18 protein-coding genes are annotated in these 26,892 nt (G+C 55.2%); 14 read left to right on the top strand and 4 right to left on the bottom strand.

All coding sequences use genetic code 11. The annotated features are described in order from the left end of the window. The first annotated feature begins 67 nt into the window (after window positions 1–67). The 4 genes from C1A08_RS01530 to C1A08_RS01515 are packed head-to-tail and all read left to right on the top strand — an operon-like array spanning window position 68 to window position 3,205. Window positions 68–985, top strand: coding sequence for a DMT family transporter (locus tag C1A08_RS01530; RefSeq protein WP_101570912.1), 918 nt, complete (start codon window positions 68–70; stop codon window positions 983–985). Next, the gene (locus C1A08_RS01525; protein WP_257937028.1) at window positions 969–1,463 is read left to right on the top strand and encodes a GNAT family N-acetyltransferase; all 495 of its coding nucleotides are present in this window, start codon (window positions 969–971) and stop codon (window positions 1,461–1,463) included. Before C1A08_RS01530 ends, C1A08_RS01525 begins: the two co-directional genes overlap by 17 nt. Window positions 1,464–1,480: 17 nt before the next feature. Beyond that, entirely contained in the window at window positions 1,481–2,017 is a 537-nt protein-coding gene (locus C1A08_RS01520; protein WP_055203785.1) for a ferredoxin domain-containing protein, read from the top strand. Window positions 2,018–2,029: 12 nt separating this feature from the next. Next, window positions 2,030–3,205 carry a M24 family metallopeptidase gene (locus tag C1A08_RS01515; protein ID WP_101570908.1) on the top strand — a complete coding sequence of 392 codons (1,176 nt, stop codon included), beginning with the start codon at window positions 2,030–2,032 and terminating at the stop codon, window positions 3,203–3,205. Window positions 3,206–3,272: 67 nt separating this feature from the next. On the opposite strand, the gene C1A08_RS01510 is transcribed toward C1A08_RS01515, so the two are convergent. Then, on the bottom strand, window positions 3,273–3,593 hold the full coding sequence (locus tag C1A08_RS01510) for a hypothetical protein (RefSeq protein ID WP_055203789.1): 321 nt from the start codon (window positions 3,591–3,593) through the stop codon (window positions 3,273–3,275). 202 nt (window positions 3,594–3,795) lie between these two features. Here C1A08_RS01510 and C1A08_RS01505 point away from each other — a divergent pair, with 202 nt between their 5' ends. Further along, window positions 3,796–4,539, top strand: coding sequence for an acyl-[acyl-carrier-protein] thioesterase (locus C1A08_RS01505; RefSeq protein ID WP_101570905.1), 744 nt, complete (start codon window positions 3,796–3,798; stop codon window positions 4,537–4,539). Between the two features lie 37 nt (window positions 4,540–4,576). Continuing rightward, window positions 4,577–5,206, top strand: coding sequence for a 3-keto-disaccharide hydrolase (locus C1A08_RS01500; RefSeq protein ID WP_172970759.1), 630 nt, complete (start codon window positions 4,577–4,579; stop codon window positions 5,204–5,206). 126 nt (window positions 5,207–5,332) lie between these two features. On the opposite strand, the gene C1A08_RS01495 is transcribed toward C1A08_RS01500, so the two are convergent. Further along, window positions 5,333–6,553 (bottom strand): 6-bladed beta-propeller, encoded by a 1,221-nt coding sequence (locus tag C1A08_RS01495; protein ID WP_101570904.1) that lies wholly within the window; start codon window positions 6,551–6,553, stop codon window positions 5,333–5,335. Window positions 6,554–6,836: 283 nt separating this feature from the next. Beyond that, the gene (locus C1A08_RS01490; protein WP_101570902.1) at window positions 6,837–9,494 is read right to left on the bottom strand and encodes a hypothetical protein; all 2,658 of its coding nucleotides are present in this window, start codon (window positions 9,492–9,494) and stop codon (window positions 6,837–6,839) included. A 166-nt stretch (window positions 9,495–9,660) separates the two neighbouring features. On the opposite strand from C1A08_RS01490, the gene C1A08_RS01485 reads away from it, so the two are divergent. From C1A08_RS01485 to C1A08_RS01475, 3 genes are read left to right on the top strand one after another with little or no spacing between them, the layout of a single operon-like run. Continuing rightward, the gene (locus C1A08_RS01485) at window positions 9,661–11,277 is read left to right on the top strand and encodes an ABC-F family ATP-binding cassette domain-containing protein (RefSeq protein WP_101570900.1); all 1,617 of its coding nucleotides are present in this window, start codon (window positions 9,661–9,663) and stop codon (window positions 11,275–11,277) included. A 30-nt stretch (window positions 11,278–11,307) separates the two neighbouring features. After that, window positions 11,308–12,141, top strand: coding sequence for a phosphodiester glycosidase family protein (locus C1A08_RS01480; RefSeq protein ID WP_055203802.1), 834 nt, complete (start codon window positions 11,308–11,310; stop codon window positions 12,139–12,141). Between the two features lie 36 nt (window positions 12,142–12,177). Next, window positions 12,178–13,359, top strand: a complete 1,182-nt coding sequence (locus C1A08_RS01475) for a metallophosphoesterase (protein WP_228385769.1) — start codon at window positions 12,178–12,180, stop codon at window positions 13,357–13,359. 9 nt (window positions 13,360–13,368) lie between these two features. On the opposite strand, the gene C1A08_RS01470 is transcribed toward C1A08_RS01475, so the two are convergent. Further along, complete coding sequence (locus C1A08_RS01470; RefSeq protein WP_101570897.1) at window positions 13,369–13,686, bottom strand: DMT family transporter; 318 nt, start codon at window positions 13,684–13,686, stop codon at window positions 13,369–13,371. Between the two features lie 128 nt (window positions 13,687–13,814). On the opposite strand from C1A08_RS01470, the gene C1A08_RS01465 reads away from it, so the two are divergent. The 5 genes from C1A08_RS01465 (at window position 13,815) to C1A08_RS01445 (ending at window position 26,822) form a co-directional block, all read left to right on the top strand. Further along, on the top strand, window positions 13,815–14,252 hold the full coding sequence (locus C1A08_RS01465; protein WP_101570895.1) for a hypothetical protein: 438 nt from the start codon (window positions 13,815–13,817) through the stop codon (window positions 14,250–14,252). Between the two features lie 86 nt (window positions 14,253–14,338). After that, on the top strand, window positions 14,339–15,583 hold the full coding sequence (locus C1A08_RS01460) for an efflux RND transporter periplasmic adaptor subunit (RefSeq protein WP_257937027.1): 1,245 nt from the start codon (window positions 14,339–14,341) through the stop codon (window positions 15,581–15,583). 12 nt (window positions 15,584–15,595) lie between these two features. Beyond that, complete coding sequence (locus C1A08_RS01455; protein ID WP_101570891.1) at window positions 15,596–18,685, top strand: efflux RND transporter permease subunit; 3,090 nt, start codon at window positions 15,596–15,598, stop codon at window positions 18,683–18,685. Next, window positions 18,682–19,854, top strand: a complete 1,173-nt coding sequence (locus tag C1A08_RS01450) for a TolC family protein (protein ID WP_055203814.1) — start codon at window positions 18,682–18,684, stop codon at window positions 19,852–19,854. The genes C1A08_RS01455 and C1A08_RS01450 overlap by 4 nt, the downstream gene beginning before the upstream one ends. A gap of 260 nt (window positions 19,855–20,114) precedes the next feature. Beyond that, window positions 20,115–26,822 carry an aminotransferase class I/II-fold pyridoxal phosphate-dependent enzyme gene (locus C1A08_RS01445; RefSeq protein WP_055203816.1) on the top strand — a complete coding sequence of 2,236 codons (6,708 nt, stop codon included), beginning with the start codon at window positions 20,115–20,117 and terminating at the stop codon, window positions 26,820–26,822. Window positions 26,823–26,892 lie beyond the last annotated feature (70 nt).

The following is a 26,892-nucleotide window of genomic DNA, read 5'->3' as shown; positions in this document are numbered from 1 at the left end:
AATCCGATTCTAAAAACGCATCGGATTTTTTGGTACTTTTGTCCCGCAAAATCAATCCGGAAGGAGTATGCGGGAACGCGGCGCGGGATTTTATCATGGGCTGGCCATCGCGGCGGTCGTGATCTGGGGTACGACATTCGTTTCGACGAAGGTGTTGTTGACCGAAGGATTGTCTCCCGCTGCGATCATGTTCCTGCGCTTTCTGATCGCTTACGCGGTTTTGAGGACGGTCTGTCCGCGAAACGAACGCCCGGTGCGGTTCAAAGACGAACTGATGTTCGCCGCGGCGGGGATTACCGGCGGATCGATGTATTTTCTGACCGAGAACATGGCGCTACAGATCACGCTGGTGTCGAATGTCGTGTTGTTGCTGACGACTTCCCCGATCATGACCGTTCTGTTGTCCCGTCTGTTCTTCCGGCGGACGGAACCGTTCGGCCGGCCGGTCGTGCTGGGGATGTTGGTGGCGTTGGCCGGAGTGGCGCTGGTGGTTTACAATGGCAATTTTATCTTGCAGATTCGCCCGTGGGGCGACCTGCTGACGCTGACGGCCGCGTTGATGTGGGCGTTTTACAACATCGTATTGAAAAAGATAGACCGGCGTTATACGACGTTGGAAATTACCCGCAAAGTGTTTTTTTACGGTCTGGCGACTTTGTTGCCGGTGTTTTTTTTCACGCCGCTGCGACTCGATGCGGAACTGTTGCTGCGACCCGCGGTGTGGGGAAACCTGCTGTTCCTGGGGCTGGTCGCTTCGTTGTTCTGCTTCGTAATCTGGAACATGGCCGTCAAACGTCTCGGTACGGTGCGTACCAATAATTACATTTATTTCGTACCTTTGGTCGCGCTTGCCAGTTCGGCGCTCGTTCTGCACGAAACAGTGACGGTCGTGGCGCTGGCAGGAGCGGTATTGATCCTGGGAGGGGTTTATGCCGCGGAAAAGGGAGGAGGAACGAAACCAAAAAACGATGCATACGATGAATGAACCGATGACCGTTCGTTTCGCCACGGAAGAGGATGCTCCGGTCGTCTACCGGTTTATCCGTAAGATGGCGGAGTACGAGAAGCTCGAACACGAAGTCGATACGTCCGAAGAGGCGTTGCGCCGTTCGGTGTTCCGGGAACGGCAGGCCGAGGTGATTCTGGGCGAGGTGGCCGGCCGGCCGGTCGGGTTCGCTCTCTTTTTTCACAATTTTTCCACGTTTCGCGGTCAGAGGGGACTTTACCTGGAGGATATTTTCGTAGACAGGGAGTTCCGGGGAAAGGGGTACGGCAAAACGTTGTTCCTGCACCTGGTCGGATTGGCCGCCCGGAGGAAGTGTCGCCGGATGGAGTGGGTGGCGTTGAACTGGAACGCTCCTGCGATTGCGTTTTACGAGTCGCTCGGAGCGGTTCGGATGGAGCAATGGAGTATTTTCCGGCTGACCGAGGAGCGTATACGGGAATTATCCGGTAAGCAATGACATAAAACAATAAAAGTATGGTTATCGACGAAAGGGAGTGCCGCCGCGAAGAGATGGCGGCGATCGCCAGGCAGATCATGATCGCCGGGCGGACGGCCCCTAAAGGCAAGGGGATCGATATTATCGAGATCGTAACGGTTACCGGGGAAACGATCGCCGAATTGGCCGGGGCCGTTCGCGACGCATCGGCCGCGACCGGGATGAAATTTTTTCTGCGCGATGCGGAGAACATCCGACAGGCCGACGCCGTGATTTTGGTCGGCTCCCGCAGTTCGGTGATGTCGCTGAACTGCGGCTATTGCGGTTACCCGACTTGCGTTGCGAAAAACGAGCATCCGGACGTCCCTTGTGCGATCAATATGACCGACCTGGGGATCGCGATCGGTTCGATGACGGCCAAGGCCGCCGATCTGCGGGTCGACAGCCGGGTGATGTTCTCGGTAGGATTCGCCGCACGGCGGATCGGCCTGCTGACCGACTGCCACGCAGTCTACGCCATTCCGCTCAGCGCATCTTCCAAAAATCCGTTTTTCGACAGACCATCGACACGCTAATAATCGCTTTATATGTATAACGAACAGATGATTCAGGAACTGCGCAAGCGTTGGAACGCTTTGCAGCAGGCGTTGGCACGGGAAGGGGGCGACGCGATCCTGATAACGACCAATGTGAACCTGTTTTACGTATCGGGAAGAATTTTCAGCGGGGCGGCCTATGTGCGTCTCGAGGGCGATCCGCTTTTTTTCGTCCGCCGCCCGGTCGGGCTGAAAGGCGGTAACGTGATCTATATCCGCAAACCGGAGGAGATCGTCGGCCATTTGCAGCAGCGGGGAATCCCGATGCCCGCGAAGCTGTTCCTCGAAACCGATTCCATTTCCTACAACGAGTATCGGCGCTACGAAAAGATCTTCGATCCTCGCGTCGTTTGCAACGGAACGCAGTTGCTGCGCGGGGTGCGGAGCATCAAGACCATTTACGAGATCGGCCGGATCATGCGTTCGGGCGTGCTACATGCCCGGCTTTACGAGCGGATTCCGTCGCTTTACCGTCCCGGTATGACCGACACCGAACTGTCGATCGAGATCGAGCGCGAAAGCCGCCGGCTCGGGTCGCTCGGTATTTTCCGGATTTTCGGGCAGAGCATGGAGATCTTCATGGGGAGTCTGCTGGCCGGGGACAATGCCGATGCGCCGTCGCCGTACGATTTCGCGCTCGGCGGGGCCGGTCTGGACGCCTCGCTTCCGGTCGGCGGAAACGGTACTCCGTTGACCGACGGAACCAGCGTGATGGTCGATATGGGCGGGAATTTCACCGGTTATATGACCGACATGACCCGTGTTTTTTCGGTCGGAAAGCTGACCGATCGGGCTTATAAAGCGCATGACACTGCGCTGGAGATTCAACGGCGGATCGAGCAGACGGCGGCGCCGGGAGTTCCGGCGGCCGATCTTTACAACCTGGCCGTGCGGATCGCCGCCGACGCAGGGCTGTCCGATTATTTTATGGGACACCGCCAGCAGGCCGGATTTATCGGCCATGGGATCGGAATCGAGATCAACGAAGCGCCCGTACTCGCGCCGCGGTCGAAGGAAGCGCTGGTTCCGGGTATGGTTTTCGCGCTCGAACCGAAGTTCGTCATTCCGTCGGTCGGAGCCGTCGGCATCGAAAACAGTTTTCTGGTAACCGATAACGGCGTCGAGAAACTGACCCATTGCGAAGAGGCGATCGTGCCGCTGCAATAGCCGGAGAAGACCGATAAAAAAGGGGTGTCGGAGAAGACATCCCTTTTTTATCGGTAACAAAAACTCGTTATTTTCTGGCCGGACAAGCTTTTTTACTGTGGCAGCAAGCTTTATTTCCTTCTTTGCAGGCTTCCTTCTTGCAGCACTCTTTTTTGCAATTTTCCTGACATCCTTCTTTGCAGACGCCTTCTGCACATCCGCAGGCTTTCTCACAATTTTCACCGCAAGCGTTCTCGCATTTTACATCGCAGGTCTTTGCGCATTTGGCTTTCTGGCAGCATTCGGTTTTCGCTTTGGTCGCTTTTTCGCTCTGCGGGGCCTGCGCCAACGCTACCGTGAACAGGGCTACGGCAAACAGCGAAACCATGAATAACACTTTTTTCTTCATCTTTCTTCGGTTTTAAAAAATTAAAATCAATCGTCCTTATTCAGCAGGACAGCCCTATTCGGGATATCCAACAAAACAAACGGGCTTTTATCCGGCGGTAGTATCCGTCTCCACAAAAATACGTAAAAATTTTTGGAAACGCCTTCAAATTCGTATCTTCGTCGGGAAAAATCCATGAATCCGATAAACGATCCGATGTGCGATGAATGAATTCCCGTATCCGCGATATTCCTATCAGGTGCAGCCGCGAGAGGTGGATCTGACCAAAAAAGCCACGATTTTTACGCTGGGCGATTGTATCCTGCACGCCGCCGGTGAAGACGCCGATCAGATCGGGTTCGGGGTCAGGGAACTGCAGCGGAAGAATATGACCTGGGTGCTTTCGCGCATGGCGGTCGAAGTGTACCGCTTTCCGGAAGAGTACGAGCGCTATACGATCGGGACGTGGGTCGGCGAGATCAGCCGGCTGATGACTACGCGTAATTTTGTGGTGCACGATGCCGACGATCGCCGGATCGCCGCGGCGTCGACCTGTTGGGCGATGATCGACATGCAGAGCCGTCTGCCGCTCGATCTGCGCGAAAACGTGGATTACAACCGGGCGCTGATTTCCGAACCGTGTCCCGTCGGCAAACCGCTGAAAATCGCGCGGGTGGATGGACAATTGGCCGACGACCGCCGGGTGCGGTACAGCGACGTCGACTTCAATCAGCATACCAATACGATGAAGTATATCCAGTGGATGATCGATACGTTGCCGCTGGAGCGTTTGACCGAAGGACAGATGAAGCGACTGGACATCAATTTTATACATGAGACGCGTTACGGTCAGCAAGTGCAGGTTTATTACGAAGAGGGCGAGTGCGGCGACCGTTTCGAAGTGCGTTTGATGCCGGAGGGCACGACGGCCTGCAAGGCAGTTTTTCAGTGGAATAAAAATCGATAACCCCGGCTTTGCGTGCAAAGCTGAAATATGAATGAAAATGAAAAAAACAGGCTCGTTTGTCGCAGTCGCCGCTGCGCTTGCATTGTTCTCCTGCACGGAGAAAAAGGCGGATTCCGTCCGGCTCTTCAACGGAACGGATCTGACCGGATGGGTACTTTACATGCAGGATTCGACGTTGAATCCGCAGCAGGAATTCGTCGTTCGCGACAGCGTGATCGCTCTGTCCGGACCGTTCGGATACGTACGTACCGACAAGGCTTATTCGAATTATAAGCTGAACGCCCAGTGGCGCTGGCCCGACAGCGCGACCAACAGCGGGATTTTCGTCAACATCCAGCAGGACGGTATCTGGCCCGATTGCTACGAGTGCCAGTTGTGGAACGGCCGCGCCGGCGACCTGATCAATTCGGGCGGAGCCGATTGCGCCGAATACCGGGCCGATTCGACGCTGATGATCGTGACCAAAATGAACGCATCGAACGAAAAGCCGGTCGGGGAGTGGAACAGCGCCGAGGTGATCTGCGACGACAGTACGGTGACGGTTTATATCAACGGCGAGTTGCAGAACCGGATTACCGGCGTGTCGAATAACAAGGGCTATATCGGCTTGCAGAGCGAAGGCGGCCCCATCGAATTCCGCCGTGTGGAACTTACGCCGCTCGAATAGGCGGAAAGCCGCTGCCGGATTGTAAAAATTGCCGGAACGAAAAGTTCCCCGGGTCGTACGACCCGGGGAACTTTTCGTTTATCCGGTAGGGAAATCGGGAGTTAAATTCTCGCTTCATTTTACGGATTAGAATCGTTTCGGATAAAAGAATGTAATAATCGGATTGTCTTCTTTCTGCATGGATAAGCCCAAATCCGTTCTTGCCCGGCCGAATTGTTTTACGAGTGAATCGTAAGGAAGACTTTTCCAGCCCGCCACGTCATTGGTAACCATGATCGGAAACATATACCCGATAAATGCGTCTTCGGTCGACCCGATTATATTGGCAAAAAACAGCGGAAAAAAACCGTATTTTTTACCGAAGGATATCAATTTTCCCGTCGAAAGGGAATAAATACAATCGAATTTACGATGCGCTCTGGAATAACTGAAGTGAAGATAATCTTTTGTCAGGTAAAAATCGCCGTTCATGAATAGAAATTTGGTACCGTCCTGCGCTTTTCTCAAATCTCTTTTCCGTTTTCCGTTCCGGTATTTTTCCGGTACGGTACGATCTCCGAAATTCACGGCGAACTCGACCCGGATACTTCCGTTCTCGTGAATCGAATAAATCGTATCGTTGTAGACCGGGCGGTAATAAACGATATTGTTTTTCGGGAAAAAATTGTGTCTGTTCACCAGGCTTTGATAGGTATTCTTTTTTCTGTAAAATCCGCGGGAAGTAAATGTTCCGGTAGAATCGGTCTCGAAAACAGAATAGTTGAAGATCGATCTAAATTCGTCGTTATCGCAGCTTATCGAGTTGAAAAGATATTGATTGTCGTTGAAAATATGGAACTTCATGCTATAAAAAGGAAATTTGACCGATTTGAGAAACTTTCCCTCGAGATTATAAAACTGTATGCGACGCATAAATTGATCGTATATGGCTATCTTATTACCGTAAAGTTCCATAAACGTCGGTTCTATGTATTCGCCCGGCCCTCTTCCGTGACTCCCGATAGAGCGTACGAACTGTCCCGATTTGGAGAACATCTTTACCGATTTGGAGGTGTATCCGTCCCGTAATATCAATACGCTGTCCAGAAAGATAATCTGATCAATTGCTCCTATCGTCGCTTCTGTATCGCTACTGAGTCTTATAAATGAAACGGAATCGCAAATTTCTTCTACGTTAAATGCTGAACTCCCGTCAATTTCCTTCACGTCGATAGTTCGAAACGAATCTCGATAGATTTTCATTTCAGAGACGGGGCGGCCATCTTCTTTGATTCCCTCTTTTGAGATATTCGAACAACCCCCAAAAAGGAATATCAGAAATGTAATTCCGAATAATTTTTTTGTCATAAACGATTTTTAATCTAAAAAGATTGTTTTTCGCAAAAGCGTTTGTCCGGTGCTGCGCATAAGTTCTGCTTCTCTTTCGTTTACAATCGTTACCGGATCTTTGCATGTCCGTGTAGGATGATTTTCCCAATTATTATCCGCTGTCCTAATTAGTTATAAAGTATTATGTTTATTGCTTATATCAAATGTCTTTTGACGGATGACCGACAGTCCTGCGCGATTATCGTATTGAAAAAATACCGGCGCCCATCGTGAGCGCCGGCATTGTAGTGGAAAATTCGAATTACAAACCCGGCGTTTCGACTTCGTAATTTTGTGTTCCGGTTATATTTTCGATCCAGACCCAGTAGGCCGGCTGCCCGTGAAAGCTGCCCGAGCGTTCGACCCGCACGTCGGCCCCGCCTTTTGCGCGTACCGCTTCGGCGATCCGGTCGGCCTCGGCCTGCCCGGTATAGGGGCCGAAGCGGATGTCCAGCGCCGGCACCGGTTTGTCGCACCGCAGCGTGAAACGTTGGCCGCGCCGGTAGGCGTAGTCGATCGTGGCGCTCTCCAGTCGGTCGCCGCTGCGGGTCATCACGCGGGCTCCGGTTACTTCCAGTCCGTTCAGCGGGTCGGGGATACGCGGCAGCAGCCGTACCCGGTCGTCGCGCGAGTCGTCCACGCCGGCACAGATTTCCAGCGCGTTCATGGCCGGTCCCTGATTGGCTCCGTTGCTCAGGTCGCAGATGCGGTACCAACGGCCGTCGGGCATGATGTTCGCCCCTTCGGGGATGATCCACATCCATTTTCGCCAGTCGATCCCGCGCGTGCTGTCTGCGTAATTCATGTTTTTGTCGTACGTGTAGCGGGCGATGCTGACCAGCAGCCGTCCGGCATTGTCCATTTGGTCGAGCACCAGCGCCGAGTGGGTCAACCACCCGATACCGTATCCCATGCCGAGCACCGGGGTATCGCCGTAGCGTTGGTTCAGTTGGCGTCTGAGCGTGTGACGCGTGATCGGCGTTAGGTCTTCGTCCATCCGCTGCGGGTCGAGCCCTTCGCGATAGAGCGAGAACCAGGCCTGTACCAGGCAGTCCTGCAGGCTCGGCAGCACCGAATTGCGGGCGACGCGCCACATCCGGTCGTGATCCGGCCCGACGGCCAGCATTCGCAGCATTCCGCCGCGGATGCGCTCCGCATAGGCCCTGTATTTTTCCGCCAGCGCCGTGTCGCCCATCGCTTCGGCCATTTCGGCCGAGCACAGCAGCGCCGTCATCGACGTATAGCTGGCGTACACTTCGTACATATCGCAGTTGGCGTAGTTCTCCCGGATTTTCCGCGGGTCGGTTTCGGTATCCATGTTTTTCGGGATCTGGCTGATCTTGCTGAATTTCGCCGCCCATCCGGTGAATTCGCCCTCGCTGTACACAACGTCGCGGCCGGTATAGTCGAGCAGCCAGCAGATAAAGTCGGTGGCGTCTTTGGTCGATTGCCAGCGGCTTTTGCGGTAGACGCTGTCGCGCGTTTCGGTGAGCCACTCTCCGGTCGGTTTACCGAGCTGCTTCCAGGCGAACCAGCGGCTGACGATCGTCGAGGAGTGTCCTTCCATCTCTTCGTCTCCCGGAATTTCGTTGATCTCGTAAGGGATCGCGGCGGGGCCGTTCATCACGAACGCCCAGTGCGGGGGCGCGTCTTTCGGATATTTGGAGACGTCGATCGGCCCGTTGTCCGGTCCGTTCTGCGGATCGCGGTCGGCCCGGTAGAAATAGAGCCATTTGTCGCAGTAGTCCACGTAGCTGGTAAGCCGTTGCGGGTTGTCGATGCAGCGCAGCGCCTGCCGCACGTAGTGATCCGAGGTACGGGAGTAGGGCTCGCGGTAGATGCCGATCGGCTCCCAGGTTCCGATTCCCTGGTAGCCGCCGTAGAACGGCGATCCGACTCCTGTTTCATAAAAGCATCCGGTCGCCGGGTCGAATTTTTCGTCGATGTTGGTCAGGTTAGCCACCCAGATGTTCGACAGCATGTCCCCTTCGACCGAATCGGAAAGGAAGCGGATGCCCGTTCCCTTGAATCCCTGCGGGAAGTCGATTCGTTCGACCTTTTTCGGCAGGTCGTCGAGACTGGTATAAAGGATGTCCGACAGGGCTTCGAGTTTCGGTCCGAAGTCGGGAATGTCGTCGGTCGCGAAAGCGGGTTGCAGGTCGCCTTTCATAACGGTACGTTTACCGAATGCGGTCAGCCGTTCGGTCGGTTTCGCGCCCCGGGGCAGTTGCAGCGTGATTCCCGAAATCAGGATCTCCCCCCGTTTTTCGGTGTTGTTGTGAACGACGATCGATTCGATCGGCAGTTCGCGCGGCGTAACCGGCAGGTAATAGGCGCGGTAACTGTCTCCGGCTTCCATGTATTCGCCGGTTTCGCGCACTTGCAGCGCATCGCGCAGCACCTGCATGTATTCGGGGCGCGAGGCGAACGGTTCGCGGATCACCCGTCCTGCGTTGTGCGACGGGTTTTTCCATTGGTTGAAAAACCAGATCGTACTGCCGACGATCATCGGGATACGGTCGGAGGAGCCGTCGGCGTAGCGGATCTCGATTTCGCCGATGGAAGTGCCGATCTGCACCTGGTCTTCGCGGGTTTCTCGCAGTTCGAAATGCTCGCCCCAGTGAGCCAGCCCGCTGTCCCAGCCGTCGTTGATCATGCCGAGCAGATACAACGTGCGAGCCGGCGATCCCACCGGGATGGTTTCGTCGGCGCCGTTGCGGACCCGGACGGTATTTTCCCGTTTGGAAACGGGGGCGGCCAGGAACGGGATCGTCCGGCAGAATACCAGCGAGTCGCCCGATTCGATTTTTAAGCCGTACAGGTCGGAGACCGACGTCCGGGCGTCGGGCCGCTGCGCCGAGACGGTCGTCGAAAGCAGTAGCAGCAGCGCGGCGCTGCAAAAAAGTGAAAATTTTTTCATGGTAGGTAAGTTAGGATTTTAGCCTCGTTAAAATTAATAAAATAAATTTTCTTTTAACGGATTTCCGGCGGAAAGTTTTGAATAAGTGCCTCGGGATCGTTTTCCGGGTTGGAATAACGCCCGGTAAATCGTACCTTTGGGGCGTAAAATAAAACGGAACAGACGCATGATTACGGTTTCAAACTTGGAAGTACAATACGGGAAACGAGTTCTTTTCAAAGATATCAACCTGAAATTCACACCCGGAAACTGCTATGGGGTGATCGGTGCGAACGGCGCCGGCAAATCGACTTTTCTGAAAGTGCTCAGCGGCGATGTGACGCCGACGCGCGGGTCGGTCGCATTCGGGCCGCACGAACGGCTGTCGGTGCTGAAGCAGGATCACTTCGAATTCGACGAGTGTACGGTGCTGGATACCGTGCTGATGGGACACCAGCCGCTGTGGTCGCTGATGCAGGAGAAAAATGCCCTATATGCGAAACCCGATTTCTCGGAAGAGGACGGAATCAAAGTCGGCGAACTGGAGGAGAAATTCGCCGAGATGGACGGCTGGAACGCCGAAAGCGACGCTGCCAACCTGTTGAGCGGGCTGGGGATCAAGGAAAATCTGCATTACGAACCGATGGGACGGCTGAACGCTAAAGAGAAGGTGCGCGTGCTGTTGGCGCAGGCCCTGTTCGGCAAGCCGGACAACCTGCTGCTCGACGAGCCGACGAACGACCTGGACGTCAACACGATCATGTGGCTCGAAAACTACTTGGCGAATTATGAGAATACGGTGTTGGTCGTTTCGCACGACCGCCATTTCCTCGATTCGGTCAGTACGCACATCGTCGATATCGATTACAGCGACATCAACCTGTTCTCCGGAAATTACAGTTTCTGGTACGAATCGAGTCAGTTGGCCGCCCGTCAGCAGGCCAACCAGAACAAAAAGGCCGAGGAGAAGAAAAAGGAGTTGCAGGAATTTATCCAGCGGTTCAGCGCCAACGTGGCCAAATCGAAGCAGACGACCAGCCGCAAAAAAATGCTCGAAAAACTCAATATCGAGGAGATCAAGCCTTCGATGCGCAAATATCCGGGGATCATTTTCCAGCCCGAGCGCGAGCCGGGAACCAAAATTCTGGCGGTCGACGGCCTCAGCAAGACGGTCGGCGGCGAGACGTTGTTCCGAAACGTATCGTTCACGATCGAAAAGGGAGACAAGGTGGCGTTCCTGTCGCGCGAGCCGCGCGCGATTACCGCGCTGTTCGAGATCGTCGCCGGCGACGACAAGCCCGACAGCGGTATGGTCGAGTGGGGCGTAACGATCAATCCGGCCTATTTGCCGTTGAACAATGCGCCGTTTTTCGACAATCAGCTGACCATCGTGGACTGGTTGGCCCAGTTTTCGCAAGATACCAGCGAACTGTACCTGCGCGGGTATCTGGGCAAGATGCTGTTCAGCGGCGACGAGATTTACAAGCAGGTCAACGTGCTGTCCGGAGGGGAGAAAATGCGGTGCATGATCGCCCGGATGATGATCCGCCAGGCCAATACGCTGTTGCTCGACTCGCCGACCAACCACCTCGACCTGGAATCGATCCAGGCGTTCAACAATGCGTTGGTCGCCTTCAAGGGCGTCGTGCTGATGACTTCGCACGACCACGAGTTCATCAATACGGTGGCTAACCGGATCATCGAGATCACGCCGAACGGAATGATCGACAAGTACATGGAGTACGACGACTACCTGTTCGACGAGCGGGTGCAGGAAAATCTGAACCGCCTGTATACGAAATAGCGGACTTGCGCCGTTCGAAAATTGTTTATTATGAGATTGAAATCGCTTATACGGATCGTGCTGTTACTGCTCTGCTTTTCGGGCGGCGTTTCCGCGCAGAGTCCGGCCGATTCCGCGGCTTTGGCAAATGCTTCGTGGCGGACGGTTTACGATGCGGACGGGATGACTGTCCGTAAGTTGTCGATCCGCCTTTTCGATTCCGATCAGCAGATTTCGTGCATCGAGATCGCCCCGGAAAAATACCGTTTGGCCGTGATTCAGGATTCGCTTCGAACGAAGACTTCCCGCATCGGGAAGCAGTCCGGCGCGGTAGCGGCGATCAACGGGGGCTTTTTTAAAACCCGTACGAAACAGGCCGTAGCCATGGGTTTCATAAAAACAGGAGGATATCGGCCCGCCCAGATAGGGGCCGAAACCGGCGTCGCCGTGGCGGTCGATACTGCGGGAGTACTGCGGTTGATCGATTGGAGTCTGGCGATGGAGCAGGCGGACGCTCCGCATCGGGATCGGTATCCCGATGTGATGGTAACCGGCCCGATGCTGCTGCGCGGCGGCCGGTCGTTGATTCCGTGGGATTCGACGGCTCCCCGCCATCCGCGATCCTGCGTCGGGACGAAAGCCGACGGAACCGTCCTGCTGATGGTCGTGGACGGACGGCAGAGCCGCGCGGCGGGGATGGCCCTGTGCGAATTGGCTTATGCGGCCCGCCTGATGGGAGCGGCGGATGCGATAAACCTCGACGGGGGAGGATCTTCGACCTTGTGGACGAAGGGGCAGGGGATCGTCAACGCTCCTTCCGACCGGATGCTCTTTTTTCGCTCGGAACGTCCCGTCTGCAATGCGATCGTCGTGAAACGTAAATAAGGAATGATACTGTACTTGATTGTTATACTGTCTGTTGTGTCCGTGACGTTGGATCTGCTGATCCTGCGCCGGATTCGTCGGCGATTACCGGACAAGCGGTGGCTGCGGAGACTCTATTTGGCGCACTTCCTGTTGCTCGATGCGGGGATCGTCGCCGCGCTGCTTTTTTACCGCTGCTGCTCCGAGGCGGGGGCGGAAAGTTACATGCACGTTATCCTGTGGGTGATCTGCCTGTTCTTTATGAGCGTCGGGCCGAAGTCGGTCTACATGTTGGTTTCGCTGCTGGATTATCCGGCCGGTTGGGTACGAAGAAAAAAGGTGCGGTTGTTTTCGAGGATCGGTCTGGCGGCTGGTGCGCTGACCCTGCTCGTGATGATATGGGGTGCGACAGCCGGCCGGTCGCGGATCGTGGAGGAAGACCTGATCGTCCGTTCGGATAAGATTCCGGCCGCTTTCGACGGTTATAAGATAGTACTGTTTACCGACCTGCACGCCGGCAACGAACCCGGGAATCGCCGCTTTATCCGGCGAATGGTGCGGAAGATCAACGAACAGCATCCCGATCTGGTTGTCAATGCGGGCGACCTGGTCAATATAGATGCCCGCGAGCTGACCGATTCGGTGATGTCCGTATTGTCCGGAATCCGTGCGAAAGACGGGGTCTATTCGGTGTATGGCAATCACGATCTGGGGATCTACCTGAGCCGGGACAGCGACCTGACTCCGCGGCAGAGTTTCGACGAATTGGCCGTCCGGCAGCGGGCGATGGGATGGAACCTGTTGGATAACGAGTCTCGGTACGTCCGGCGCGGCAGCGACAGCATCTCGGTGACGGGGGTGAATTTCCCGATCGGGAAAAAACTGAACGGACGGCAGAACGTCGATTTCGCACGCTGCGATTTCGACGCAGCCTACCGGGGAGTGCCCGACAGCCTGTTCAACCTGTTGATCGCCCATACTCCGGAAGTGTGGGACGAAGCGCTGGCTACCGGACGGGCCGATCTGACCCTGTCGGGACATGTACATGCGATGCAGCTCAAAATCCGGCTCGGCGGATGGGCGTGGTCGCCTGCCGAATGGATGTACGATCGATGGAGCGGTCTGTACGAAGAGGACGGGAAATACCTTTTCGTCAACGACGGAATGGGATACGTGATGTATCCGATGCGGATAGGCACTTATCCGTCGATTACGGTGATTACGCTGAAATCCGAATAAAAGCAGGAATTAGGAGGATAGTTTCATGCCGATCACCCCGAGGACGATCAGCGCCGCGGAGAACAGCCGCCAGAATCCGGCCGAGTCGCCGAAAAAGAAAATTCCCATCAATAGCGTTCCGACCGCGCCGATACCCGTCCAGACGACGTAGGCGGTGCCGATGGCGATCGTCCGCTGGGCGACGTAAAGCAAGAACATGCTCAGCGCCATTGAAAAAATGGTGATCAGGATACCCCATATCTTGACCGGCATACTCTGCGACAGTTTCAGCCCCACTGCCCATCCCATTTCGAAAAGTCCCCCGAGGATCAAATAAAACCAAGCCATAATTCGTTCGCTTCAATAATTGACGCGCCGAAGGTAGCGAAATTTCCGGCCGTTATGAAATTGTCGAAAAAAAATTGTATTTTTGTCCGTAATCTTTTTAGACGGATCGACGGGATAACCGACCAGAAATGAAAAAACGCATATCCGCCATATTCGTACTGCTCACGGGAACGCTGTTGCTGGCGTTGTCGGCGTTGCCGCATCACCATCACGGCGACCGGATCAGTTTCGTCGCTCCGGAACGGTGCGTCGAATGTCTCGGGCACGTTCCCTGCTGCGGAAGGAACGACGATCACGGCGGATCGGACACGGACTGCGATCTGCGGTATCTGTTCGTGATGTACGGACGGGGCGGCAGCCAGCTCGTACAGACGGTCGATCAACAGGACGATCCTACGGGCGGTTATCATTTTCCCGTCACGCTTTTCTTCGATTCCGTTTTTACGTTCGACGCCCGCGTTTATGCGATGGCGACGGTCTCTTTCGCACCGTTTGCCGAACCGGCTGCCCGGCCGGATGCGGCGGCATTGCCGCTGCTGCGGGCTCCTCCCGTTTTCATTGCATAGTTTTTGTTTCCGCACGGCGGAAAGACGACTCTTTCGTTTGCAAACGAGGGAGCGTGTTCACATGATTCAAACAAAAAATCCATGCAATGAATAAAATATTGTTAGCAAGCATACTGTCCGTAGCCCTGATGACGGGTTGCGGGAACCGGCCTTCGAGCGCCGGAGCGTCCGGGGACGGACATACGTCCGAAGCGGAACACGGCGATCACGACGGTCATGACCATGAAGCCGAAGGGCACGATCACGGGGCCGAGGAGGCCGGGCGCGCGGGACACGATCACGGAGCCGGAGGGGATACCCATGCCGGTGAAATCGTCTTTACGAAAGCGCAGGCCGCGCAGACCGATTTCGAACTGTTCGAAGTGCAACCCGTTACGTTCAATGAAGTGATTCCTACCAGCGGTCGGATCATGGCAGCGCAAGGCGACGAGGCTTCGGTCGTAGCGCCGGTCGGCGGCGTCGTGTCGTTCACCAATAAGAAGATCGCCGACGGTACGCCGGTCGGCCGCGGGGAAACGCTGTTTACGATTTCGTCCAAAGAGATGGCCGAAGGGGATTACGTGGCCCGCACCCGCTCAACGTACGAGCAGGCCAAAGCGGCTTTCGAACGCGCCGAAAACCTCGTGAAAGACAAGATCATTTCACAGTCGGATTACGAACAGAGCCGGCTCGCTTACGAAAATGCCAAAACCGCCTACGATGCGGTTGCAGGCAAAACTTCCGTCCGGGGAACGCGGGTTACGGCCCCGATCGGCGGTTTTATTAAGAATGTCGCCGTGAGCGAAGGGGCCTTCGTCGAAGTGGGACAGACGCTGGCCACCGTTTCGCAGAATAAACGGCTCGTACTGCGCGCCGAAGTGTCGCAACGGTACCTGAACGATCTGCGTTCGGTGTCGGGCGCGAATTTCCGTACGCCGTACGACGACAAAGTCTATTCGCTCTCCGAAATGAACGGGCGGCTATTGTCGGTCGGTAAGAGTTCCGACGGCAGTTCGGTTTTCATTCCGGTTATTTTCGAATTCGATAACGGCGGGGACGTGATCCCGGGATCGTTCGTCGAGATTTATCTGATATCGTCGCCGCAGCGCGACGTGCTGACCGTGCCGCTGAGCGCCGTAACGGAGGATCAGGGTGTTCACTTCGTATTCGTGCAACTCGACGACGAGGGGTATGCCAAACGGGAAGTGAAGCTCGGCGCGGACGACGGCAGGAACGTACGTGTGTTGTCGGGTCTGAAAGCCGGCGAGACGGTCGTCAGCAAAGGCGTCGCGCAGGTAAAAATGGCTTCGTTCTCCGGGGCGATCCCCGAAGGCCATTCGCACTCCCACTAAATCGCCTGCGTCATGCTGAATAAAATCATAAACTTTTCATTGCACAACAGGCTGTTGGTGATGATTGCGGGCGTCGTGCTGCTGGCCGTGGGCACGTTTACCGCCCGCCATATGGAGGTCAACGTTTTTCCCGACTTGAATGCGCCGACCGTGGTCGTGATGACCGAGGCGAACGGAATGGCCGCCGAAGAGGTCGAACGCACCGTGACGTTCCCGATCGAAACGGCCGTCAACGGAGCGACCGACGTGCGCCGCGTGCGTTCGTCGTCGACGACCGGATTTTCGGTCGTCTGGGTCGAGTTCGACTGGGGAACCAATATTTACCGGGCGCGCCAGATCGTTTCCGAAAAGCTGGCTACGCTCAGCGAGACGCTGCCGCAGAACGTCGGCACGCCGACGCTCGGGCCGCAGTCGTCGATCCTCGGCGAACTGCTGATCGTCGGACTGACGGCCGATACCACTTCGTTACAGGAACTGCGGACGCTGGCCGATTGGGTGATCCGCCCGCGGCTGCTGGCTACCGGCGGCGTCGCCCAGGTAACGGTGATCGGCGGCGACATCAAGGAGTACCAGGTGCTGCTCGACCCGGCGCGGATGCGCCATTACGACGTTTCGATGCAACAGGTGCTCGACGTGGTGGCCGACCTGAGCCGCAATTCCAGCGGCGGTATCCTGAACCAGTACGGCAACGAATACATCATCCGCGGGGTGCTTTCCACGGCCGACGAGCAGGAGTTGGGGAAAGCCGTCGTTAAGACGACGGACGGCATTCCGGTGCTGCTCGAAAACGTTGCGGATGTGAAAATCGGAGCGAAATCGCCGCGGCTGGGCGTCGCTTCGGAGCGCGGCAAACCGGCCGTTCTGATGACCGTGACCAAACAACCGAATACCAATACGCTCGAACTGACCGACAAACTCGATCGGACGCTCGCCGAAATCCAGCGCACTCTGCCGCCGGACGTGCATGTTTCGACCGACATTTTCCGGCAGTCGCGGTTCATCGAAAGTTCGGTGGACAACATTCAGAAAGCGCTGTTCGAGGGGGCTATTTTCGTCGTGATCGTGCTGTTCGTCTTCCTGATGAATTTCCGCACGACGGTCATATCGCTGATCGCGCTGCCGCTGTCGTTGCTGGTGTCGGTGCTGGCGCTGAAGGCGATGGGGCTTACGATCAATACGATGAGCCTCGGCGGTATGGCCATTGCGATCGGCTCGCTGGTCGACGATGCGATCATCGACGTCGAGAACGTATTCAAGCGACTCCGACAGAACTTTTTGAAACCGAAAGAGGAACGGCTTCCGACGCTTACGGTCGTCTACGAGGCTTCGAAAGAAATCCGTACGTCGGTCGTCAATGCGACGATCATTACGATCGTGGCTTTCGTGCCGTTGTTTTTCCTCGGCGGGCTCGAAGGACGCATGTTGCGTCCGCTCGGGATTTCGTTCATCGTGGCGCTGTTCGCGTCGATGGTCGTCGCCGTGACGCTGACGCCGGTGCTGTGCAGTTACCTGCTGACCGGCGATCGGGTGTTGCAACGCAGCCAGAAAGAACCGATCGTTTCCCGTTTCCTGAAACGAATTTACAAAAAGGCGCTCGAATGGGTGCTTTCGCATAAACGGCTCGTAATCGGTTCGACCGTCGCGCTGTTCGTCGCTTCGCTGGTCGTATTTTTCAGCCTGGGACGGAATTTCCTACCGCCGTTCAACGAAGGTTCGCTGACGATCAATACCTCTACGATGCCCGGCATTTCGCTCGAAGAGTCCGATAAGATCGGGCGCGAGGTGGAACGTATCCTGCTCGAAATCCCCGAAATACAGACGGTCGCCCGCAAAACCGGGCGCGCCGAACTGGACGAACACGCGCTCGGCGTGAATGTTTCGGAAATGGAGGCTCCGTTCGAACTGGACGAGCGTTCGCGTCAGGAGTTTCTCTCCGACGTGCGGGCTCGGCTCGGCGTGCTGAAAGGCGTCAATATCGAAATCGGCCAGCCGATTTCGCATCGGATCGACGCGATGCTGTCCGGCACGAGGGCCAATATCGCGATCAAACTGTTCGGGCCCGACCTGAACCGGCTTTTCTCGCTCGGAAATCAGGTCAAAGGCGCCGTTTCGGGCGTCGCCGGCGTAGCCGACCTGAACGTCGAGCAGCAGGTCGAGCGGCCGCAGTTGCAGATCCGCCCGAAACGCGAAATGCTCGCCAAATACGGCATTCCGCTGCCCGAGTTTTCACGATTCATCGAGGTGGCGCTGGGCGGCGAAGTCGTTTCGCAGGTCTACGACCAGGGGCGTTCGTTCGACGTAACGGTCAAGATGGACGATGCCGATCGATCCGACATGGAGCGTATCGGGAATCTGACGATCGACGGGACGTCCGGTAAAGTGCCGCTCAGTTACGTGGCCGATATCGTATCGACCTCGGGGCCGAATGCGATCAGCCGCGAGAACGCACAGCGCAAGATCGTCGTATCGGCCAACGTGGCCGACCGCGACCTGCATAGCGTGGTGGGCGATATCCAGGAAATGATCCGGGAGAAGGTCGATCTGCCCGAAGGATACCATATCGAATACGGCGGCCAGTTCGAGAGCGAGCAGGCCGCGTCGCGGGTGCTGTCGCTTATGTCGATCATTTCGCTGCTCATTATCTTTTTGCTGCTGTTCCAGGAGTTCCGCAGCCTGTCGGTGTCGGGCATCATCATGCTGAATCTGCCGCTGGCGCTGATCGGCGGGATCGTTAGCATCTGGCTGACCAGCGGGGAGGTCAGCATCCCGGCGATTATCGGCTTCATTTCGCTGTTCGGCATTGCGACGCGCAACGGCATACTCCTTGTATCGCATTACAATCAACTGCGCAGCGAGGGCATGTCGTTGCACGACAGCGTGGTGAACGGATCGCTCGACCGGCTGAACCCGATCCTGATGACGGCGCTGTCGTCGGCGCTGGCGCTGATTCCGCTGGCGCTCGGCGGCGACTTGCCCGGTAACGAAATTCAGAGTCCGATGGCCAAGGTGATTCTGGGCGGCCTGCTGAGTTCGACGCTGTTGAACGGGTTTATCGTTCCGGCAGTTTACCTGATTATTAACCGTAAAAACAGCAACGTATGAAATGCATCCTGATATTTGCGGCCGCCCTGTTTGCGGGGACGGCTTACGGTCAGCGCAGCGTTGACGACGTATTGCGCGAGGTCGAAGCCGCGAGCAAGGAACTGAAAGCCCAGCGCGAACTGACCGCCGCCCAGAAGATGGAAGCCCAGACCGGCAAGTACCTCGCCAATCCGAGCGTCGAGTTCGAAAGCCTGTGGGGCGGGGCCGAACGGATCCGTAATTCCGAGTTGACGGTGATGCAGGCTTTCGATTTTCCGTCGGCTTACGCATCGCGCAACAAGATTGCGAAACTTCGTTCGTCGTATTACGATACGGAAGGCGCCGCGTTGCGTCAGCAGTTGTTGCTGGACGCTAAGACGTTGTGCATCCAGATCGTCCACCTGAACCGGATGAAGGAGTTTTTGTCCGAACGGGTCGTCAATGCCGAACGGCTGGATTCCGCTTACCGTCGGAAGTTTGCAATCGGAGAAGCCAATATTCTGGAATGTAATAAGATCGGAGTCGAGCTGATCTCCGCGAAAACCGAGTATAACCTCAATGAAGCCGAACTGCTGGCCAAATGTCAGCAATTGGCTACGCTGACCGGAACCGAAAGCGACCGGTTTTCCGGTCTGGTCTATCCGACCGTGGAGAGTTTGCCTGCATTCGAACAACTGAGCGCGCTGTATATGGAGCAAAATCCGCAAGTGCAAAGCCTGCAGCAGCAGGTGTCGGTCGATAAGCAAAGCGTATCGCTGAACCGTTCGCTGTCGCTGCCGAAGTTCGAAATGGGTTATCGGCACGATTTCGGCGGGGAAGGACGTTTCAAAGGGTTCAAGGTGGGAATGTCGATTCCGCTTTTCGAGAACAAGAACAAGGTGAAGGCCGCGCGCGCCCAGGCGGCTTCGTCATCCGCTCAACTGGAAAGCGTTCGGCTGAATGCGGCGTCGGAGCTCCGGCAGTTGTACGACCAGGCCGTTACGCTGCGGGAATCGATGCGGTCGATGGAGTCGGTGTTGCAGGCGCAGAATAACCTGTCGATGCTGAACAAAGCGCTGGATGCCGGACAGATCACGGTGATCGAGTATATTACCGAGATCGGCGTGCTGTACCAGAGCCGCCAGATGCAGTTGCAGCTCGAACGGGATTACAATTTGATAACAGCCCAACTTTTCCGGTTCGAATTGTAGGAACGCGTTCCTACAATTCGAACTTTATTTTCCGAATAACACGCTTCCGGTTTTGTCCGTAAGCGTGTTATTTTTTATTTAAATTTGTGTGTTTTTATACAAATAAAATATTTTTTAAACATTTATTTCAAATGTCAATTTAAATACCTATCTTTGGCACGGTGAAAATATGTCTTTTACGCGGATGTCGAGGCATTTAGTAATCAGAGTGATAGCAGATCGCCGGGAACGAACGGCATAAAACGAATAGAATCGGAAAGATGAAAATTGTAGGTGAACCGAAAGCATTTTTGAGCAACGAAGCATTGCAGCTCTTGAATCTTTATGAATCGCTGGGGCCGAGGGCGGAGATTTTCCTGCCGCGCCACATTTTTGACAACCTCACGAGTTTCGTGAGCCTTTGCATGGAGGAGCCCGACGATCCGGCCAAACAGCAGGCCGAGATCAACCGTTACCTGTTGAAGTTCAGGGAGGATATTCCGGGTTATACGGACGTTTCGCTGATGCTCATTCCGCACAGCAATTCGAAAGCGTTCGAACTGAGTAACCGCCGCGGCAAATTCGTCAAAAAAATCAACGCCCTGCTCGATACCGACGGTACCACCACCGAAGTCAAAAACGTGCTGCGGAACATCCGCGATACGCACGACCTCTCGGTCGGAACGCCTCCGATCAACAGTTTCCACATCGACTTCATGTCGCAGGTGCAATTGGGCGGCCATGTCCGCGATCTGCGTAAATACCGCGACGTGATCGGCGTGACGGGCGATATCAACGAGGCGCACTGGAATTACCTGATGGACACGCTCGAGCAGATGATCAGCCAGAGCACCCACTATACGACCAAAGCCGAGATCAACGACTTTTTGCACCGCAGCCAGTGGGCCGTGAATTTCAAGGGGATGAACGGCATGATCCGCACGGTCGTTTCGGGCAATGCCGACAAAGCCGTGTCGCTGCTCAGGGGCGACGTGTTCAACAAGGATGCCGTCGTGGTGCTCGAAAGTCCCGCGCCGGAGGATCTGTACGACCGGATGACGGTCGACACCACGTCGATTTTCGTGGTAAAGGTGAAGCATGCCCGGATCAACCACTATTCCGGGCCGAAGTGGTTCCCGCTGCTGACCCGTCTGGTGATCGTCGACGATTCGAAGGAGTCGCGCAGTTCGAACACTTCGCTGGTTTTCTGTTTTCACAACGGGATTATCAATACGCTGAATAAAGTACACACCAAAAAGCTGGGTTCCCCGGCCAATACGCAGTTGAACCTACGGTTGATCCTTGAGAACGTGAATCCTTCGTTCCTGATGGAGTTCCGCGAGAAACTCGAGGTGCAAATCGAGGAGTACGGCCGCGAGATCAAGTCGCTGCTGGTCGAGCAAACCGGCGACGACGCCGACGTCGAAAAGCGGATTACGCTGTTCAAACTCGACGCCTTTTCGCGCCAGGTCGTACAAGACAAGTATTCGCTTGAGAAACTGCGCGATTTCATTTTCTTCCTCGAAAACTGCCACAAGCAGGAGAATAAGAAGATCCAGACGCAGGAACTGATCGACGAGTTCGAAGGCCGGATGCGGAACTATTTTTACGCCGGCAATAAGCTGATCGACGTCATCACGATTCTCGAAGGAGGCGGACGCCACCAGATCAAGACTTTCGGCGATTATCTGCGCAGCCGGACGTTCAATAACCTCAGCAGCAAGATCCGTTACGCCTGCCAGTTGATCCTGGACGTTATTCCGAGCTGTTACGAACGCACCCTCAAGAACCATTTCCATAAGAATTTCGGAATCAACTTGTTCCTCGAAAAGTATCAGGAGTACCTGACCAAGGTGGGCAAGGACGCCGACAACAAGGGGCGTTTCGAAAAATTCCTGATCGATTTGGGGATTCGCGACAAATATTTCGCATTGAGCGACGACGACAAGGATATCGTCAAGAATTTCCTGTCGGCGCTCGGCAATATGGATCAGACTTCGGTATCGGATTCGGTGCAGATGATTATCCGCGACCTGTTGTTCAATCCGAACGGCCGTCCGAAACCCTATATCATTTACAACGGCGTACAGGCTTGGGAGTATAAGGATCTGCTGCCGGACGACTGTTTCGACGTCAATCCGTTCGACATCGAGATCGAGAACGACGCAGACGGCCGCCTGGCTTACGATCGGCTGATCGACCGCCTGTCGCGGATCAAATCGACGCTGGCGCTGTTCGACGACAGCGGCAGCCTGTGGGATCTGTTCTGCGAGAATACTACGATCATTATCAACGACCCGAACAATCCGACCGGTTATACCGATTTTAATACCGAGTCGGTCAATAACTTCCTGCGTTTCCTGAACAGTTGCAAGATCACGCTGTTCCTCGACGAGGCGTATGCCGAAAGCGTGAAGATCGAAGATACCACGATGCCCAAGTGGCGGACGATTTCGCGCTACATCATGAACAATATCAACGCGCAGTCGCGAATCAAGGCGATTTCGTCGCTGTCGACGACCAAAAACCTGGCGGCGACCGGCGAACGTCTCGGAGCCATCGCGCTGACGCCGCAGGCTGCCGATTTCGCGAAATACGCCCGCAGTTGCAACAGCGCTGCGCACGGCAACAACAATTCGTTGCTGATGTTGAACAATACGCTCGAAACGGCCCAGGTCGCCAAAAGTATCAAGGACCGCGTCGAAGCCGAACTGCCGAAAAACGCGTCTCGGTCGAAGATCAAGAAGACGATCGTCAAATTCATCGTCGACCAGATCGGCAAAACCGAGCAGAACAACGAGATCAGCAAAACCAACCGCCAGTTGCACAAGACGGCCGGATTCGAAGGATCGCCGCTGTACCTGTTCCTGCTCGACGAACTGGTTTCGCTCGATAAGCTCGACGTGCTGGGCTTGCCCGACGACTTCAAGTACCATAACGAGCCGTTCTTCATGTACTACCAGTCGCGCCTGGTCGAAAACCTGAACCGTTTCCGTGTCAACAAGAATTTCCGCAAGGAGTCGTTGACGCGGCTGAAGATGGCCCTGTCGGTCGCTTCGCGGCTACTGGACGGCACCGCGGAAGGCAAATACCTGAATTATATCAAATCGGACGGTTCTTATCTGTTCAATTTCCGTATTCGCGGCAAGTTCAGCTATGCCGACATCCTGTTATTCTGCCAGTCGCTGGCCCGTTACCGGGGGATCGCTACGGTTCCGTATCCGACCGGCGTAGTACGCTTTTCGCTGGGCGGTTACATTTCGGCCGGGAAGGAGGGGATGAAGGTGTTTACCGCCGAGATCGAGGATGCGTTCTCCATTTTCATCAAGTATTGGATCCGGTTCGCCGATGCCCGCAACGATGTTGCCAACAAGGAGGTCGAAACGGCCGATTTGTTGCAGGGCGTTTTCGGTTATGCGAAGGATCAGGACTTTATCGACAGCGTGATTGCGGATTACAAACTGTCGGGCAAATACAAAAAGGACAAAGCGCCGTCGTTGCAGATCCGCGACGTACGATCGCTGTACCATACTTCGCCCGAACGCAGCGGCGTGACGATCACGACGATCGGTCGCTCGGCCAATTCGGTGATCGAACTGCACGGCGATATCGTCGGCAGTTGCAAGGACGTGTTCGAATTCATCAAAAGCCCGGCCTTCACGAAGGTCTATGAAAACTTGTTGGCGCAGGTGTACAAGCGGGTTCCGGCGCTGGCCGACCTCGATTTCAATACGGTCAGCTCGCGTTACGGCAAGGCTGTGATCCTGAAGTATATCACCAACAAGCGGACTTTCCAGCCGAATCACCACGTGCTGGATAATCCCGAGGAGAAGAACGTGATGCGCGAGATCCTGATCGAGATGGAGAACCTGCTGTTCTCGGATAGCAAGATGAAAATCCTGGCGATCAACGCGACCGGGAACCCCGAACTCGACAAAGCCAAGCTGGAAGGACTGAATTCGATCCTGAAAAAGTATATCCGCGAAATCCTGCTGCACTTCAACCTGCCGTTCGAGAAGGAGAGTCTCGAACCGAGCCGCAAGGAGATCATCCGCGTAGCCGGGGAGTGTTTCGAGGAGATTACCGGAATTAAGCTTTCGGAACTGAACCTGAATATCTGGGTGGACGAGTTCATGCAGAACCTGCGCGACCTGCCCGAATTCAAGTCGCTGCGGATTTCGCAGAAGTGCATCGGTTACATTACCGACAGCGTGGCCGCCGGGATCGCCAAATCGCCGGGAATTACCGACAAGATCCTGTACCTGTATCTGCTGAACAACGACAATTCGTTCTACAAGCTGGTTTGCAAGAAGCTGAAATATTTCGACGACAAGATCAGCAACTGCGACGATTCCGAACTCAAGATGTTTACCGAAGAGTTCGTTTCGAGCATCCTGCCGATGGAGTTGGAAGAGTTGAGCAACTACATCATGCGCAAGAAAGACATCAAGATCGCCGAGAGCGAGATTTATGCCGTTTCGCGCCGCGTAGTGCGGTTTTACATCAGCATGATCAAGCGTACCCGCGGTACGGACTATTACAACCGTTATGCCCACACGATGGTGCGTATCGTCGAAACGGCGTTCAAGAAGCAGAATTCGAGCGTCAACGAGATGGTGCAGCACGGTATCTCGCTGTACAAAGGATTCGAGATGGACAACAAATCGCTGGAGTCTTTTGAAAACGGCAAGATCGGGTGGATCAACGAACTGATGATCAAATGCGGCGTGATTTCGTCCGAACAGCCCGTTCAGGAACATACCCGGATCGTGACCGATGCGAAGAAGCGCGAGTATCCGTTCCACAAGGTAGATCGCGTGGTGAGCCGCAAGGAGAATGCCGGAACGCTCGCCGAAACCCCGACCGAATATATCAAGCACATCGACACCCGGCCGGATTCGTCGTTCTTTACGAACCGTCTGGCCCGTTTCGTCGCCAACATGGACTCGGACGACTACCGTTGTAAAGTAGTGAAGCACGGGATCGTCAAGGAACTGGTGATTTTCCAGAAGGGATACATGAAGTACCTGACCGATAACTTCCGGTTGAATTATACGGAAGATATCAGCCTGAAAGATATCAAGAATTTCGTGCCGGACGTAATTTCGCTGCTGGGCGCTCCCGAAAAGCTGATCTCGTTCCCGCAGATCGGGTATTTCGATATCAAAGGGCCGGCCGGCAATATCAAGACGATCGTGACGCCGTTGAAATCGGAAGCCGACTACTTCGGCGACGTGAAAAAGCCGCGTCTGACGGTCATCAACGAGAAGGTCAAGGAAATCGGCGGCGTTCCTCGCCACGGTTCGCTGTTCTTGGTCGAAGAGAACGACGGCAGCGTGTTCGTGGTCGAGATCGACGGCGACAGCGGAGTCGGCAAGAGCGAGATGATCGCGGCTTTCGTACTCAAGTGGCTGCGCAACAACCTCGAAGGTATCCGTTCGGTGAAGATGATCGCCGGGGATATGTTCCACGAGTTCCAGGATGCCGAAGGCAATCTGTACGGGATCGGAACCGAGGTGGGCGATTTCTCGCGGACGACCGACTTCGACCCCGATTATATCAAGTATTACAAGTACCTGTTCGAAAACAGCGCCGACAGCAATGTGGAAGACCGCAACGCCCGCAGCACGGTGGGCGGCATGTGCGACATCACGATGCCGTTCAAGATCGACATCATGCTCAGTGCGAGCAACTATTCGAAAGAAGAGGGCGGTATTACGCGCGCCGACAATCCGGAAACGTTCCTGCTCTATACCGACGCCCACGGCGAACGGAAAGAGAAAGCGACCAGCGGCGACGGTCCGAACTTCCAGCGTACGTTGAAGCGCTATACGGCCGATAAGGGAATCGTCGAAGTGATTTCGCGTCACGGCAACTACTTGGACGATATCCTGGACTGGGACTACAATCCGTCCGACAAGCAGTATTACCTGGCTTCGTCGTTCAAGCTGCTGGATAAGATCGACGTAACCGAAGTGGTGAAAATGATCTTCGTCAACCGCAGATTCGTGCGCGACGGCATCAGTTACCTGATCGAGGACGTATCGTTCGATATGATCCAGAATCGGTTTATTGCAACGGCCGTTTACGAAAGCGATAACGAAAAGATCTATACCGACGTCGTGATCGACCGGAAGATCTTCAGTTCGATGTTCGACTCGCTGGCGAGCACGCCGGGCGGACAGCCGTTCATTTCCGAGGAAGGGCAGGTCGAATGCGTCGAGAATCTGATTCTCTGTCTGCGCGGAGGCAAAGACGGCAAGGGCAAGGCGCGCGAGATCCAGTGCGGCGTTCTTTCGACCGAAATCGGCAAAAAGGGGCGCGAGATCACCGGGCCACAGAAAGCCGCCGCCGCTCTGAAGCAACTGATCCAGGAAGTGCGCGTCAACAAGCCGGAGATCAACGAGGGCAAGATCAAGGTCAAGAAGCTGATCAACGAGAAATACCGTCATATTTTCAACGGAGAGATGAACAGTTCGGAACTGTGGCGTTACAACTTCTACCTGTACCAGCTCGAAAACATGCGCAAAGCCGATCTGCGCCGAATCGACAACCGGAACAAGAAGGTGGATATCAGCAACCTGGTGAACTTCCGCCCGTCGGACAAGCACAGGGAGTTCAGTCCGCTGCTGGTCAATCCGAACCTGAATATCGAACTGTCGAGTTTCAGCGAAACATTCGAGGAGCTGATGAGTTTCCCGAATTACCCCGACTTTGCCGAGGAGTTTGCGGCGAAAGTGGGTACGCTATATATTGCCGAGGGTTATAGCGAGGAGACGAATATCAACAATATGATCGTTCAGTTGCTGATCTTGGAGGGTTACATCAACAGCGACGATATCGCCCGCGGTAACGTAATCGAGAAGGTAAACCGCGAGACGATCGCCGCCGCGAAGTATGCCGTCGTACAGTTCCTCAATCAGAAGAAGGAGAGTGCGCAGCAGGCTCCGGCTCCGGTCGCCGAGAAGCCGTCGCCGAAGAAAAAATAGGCACGGATCGATCCGAATAGAAAGGGGGCGTAACCATTGGTTACGCCCCCTTCCGGTTGTGAAGAAATTA

The organism is Alistipes sp. cv1 (assembly GCF_900240235.1).
Classification (GTDB): Bacteria; Bacteroidota; Bacteroidia; order Bacteroidales; family Rikenellaceae; genus Alistipes_A; species Alistipes_A hominis.
This window is presented reverse-complemented; position numbering and strand designations above follow the sequence as displayed.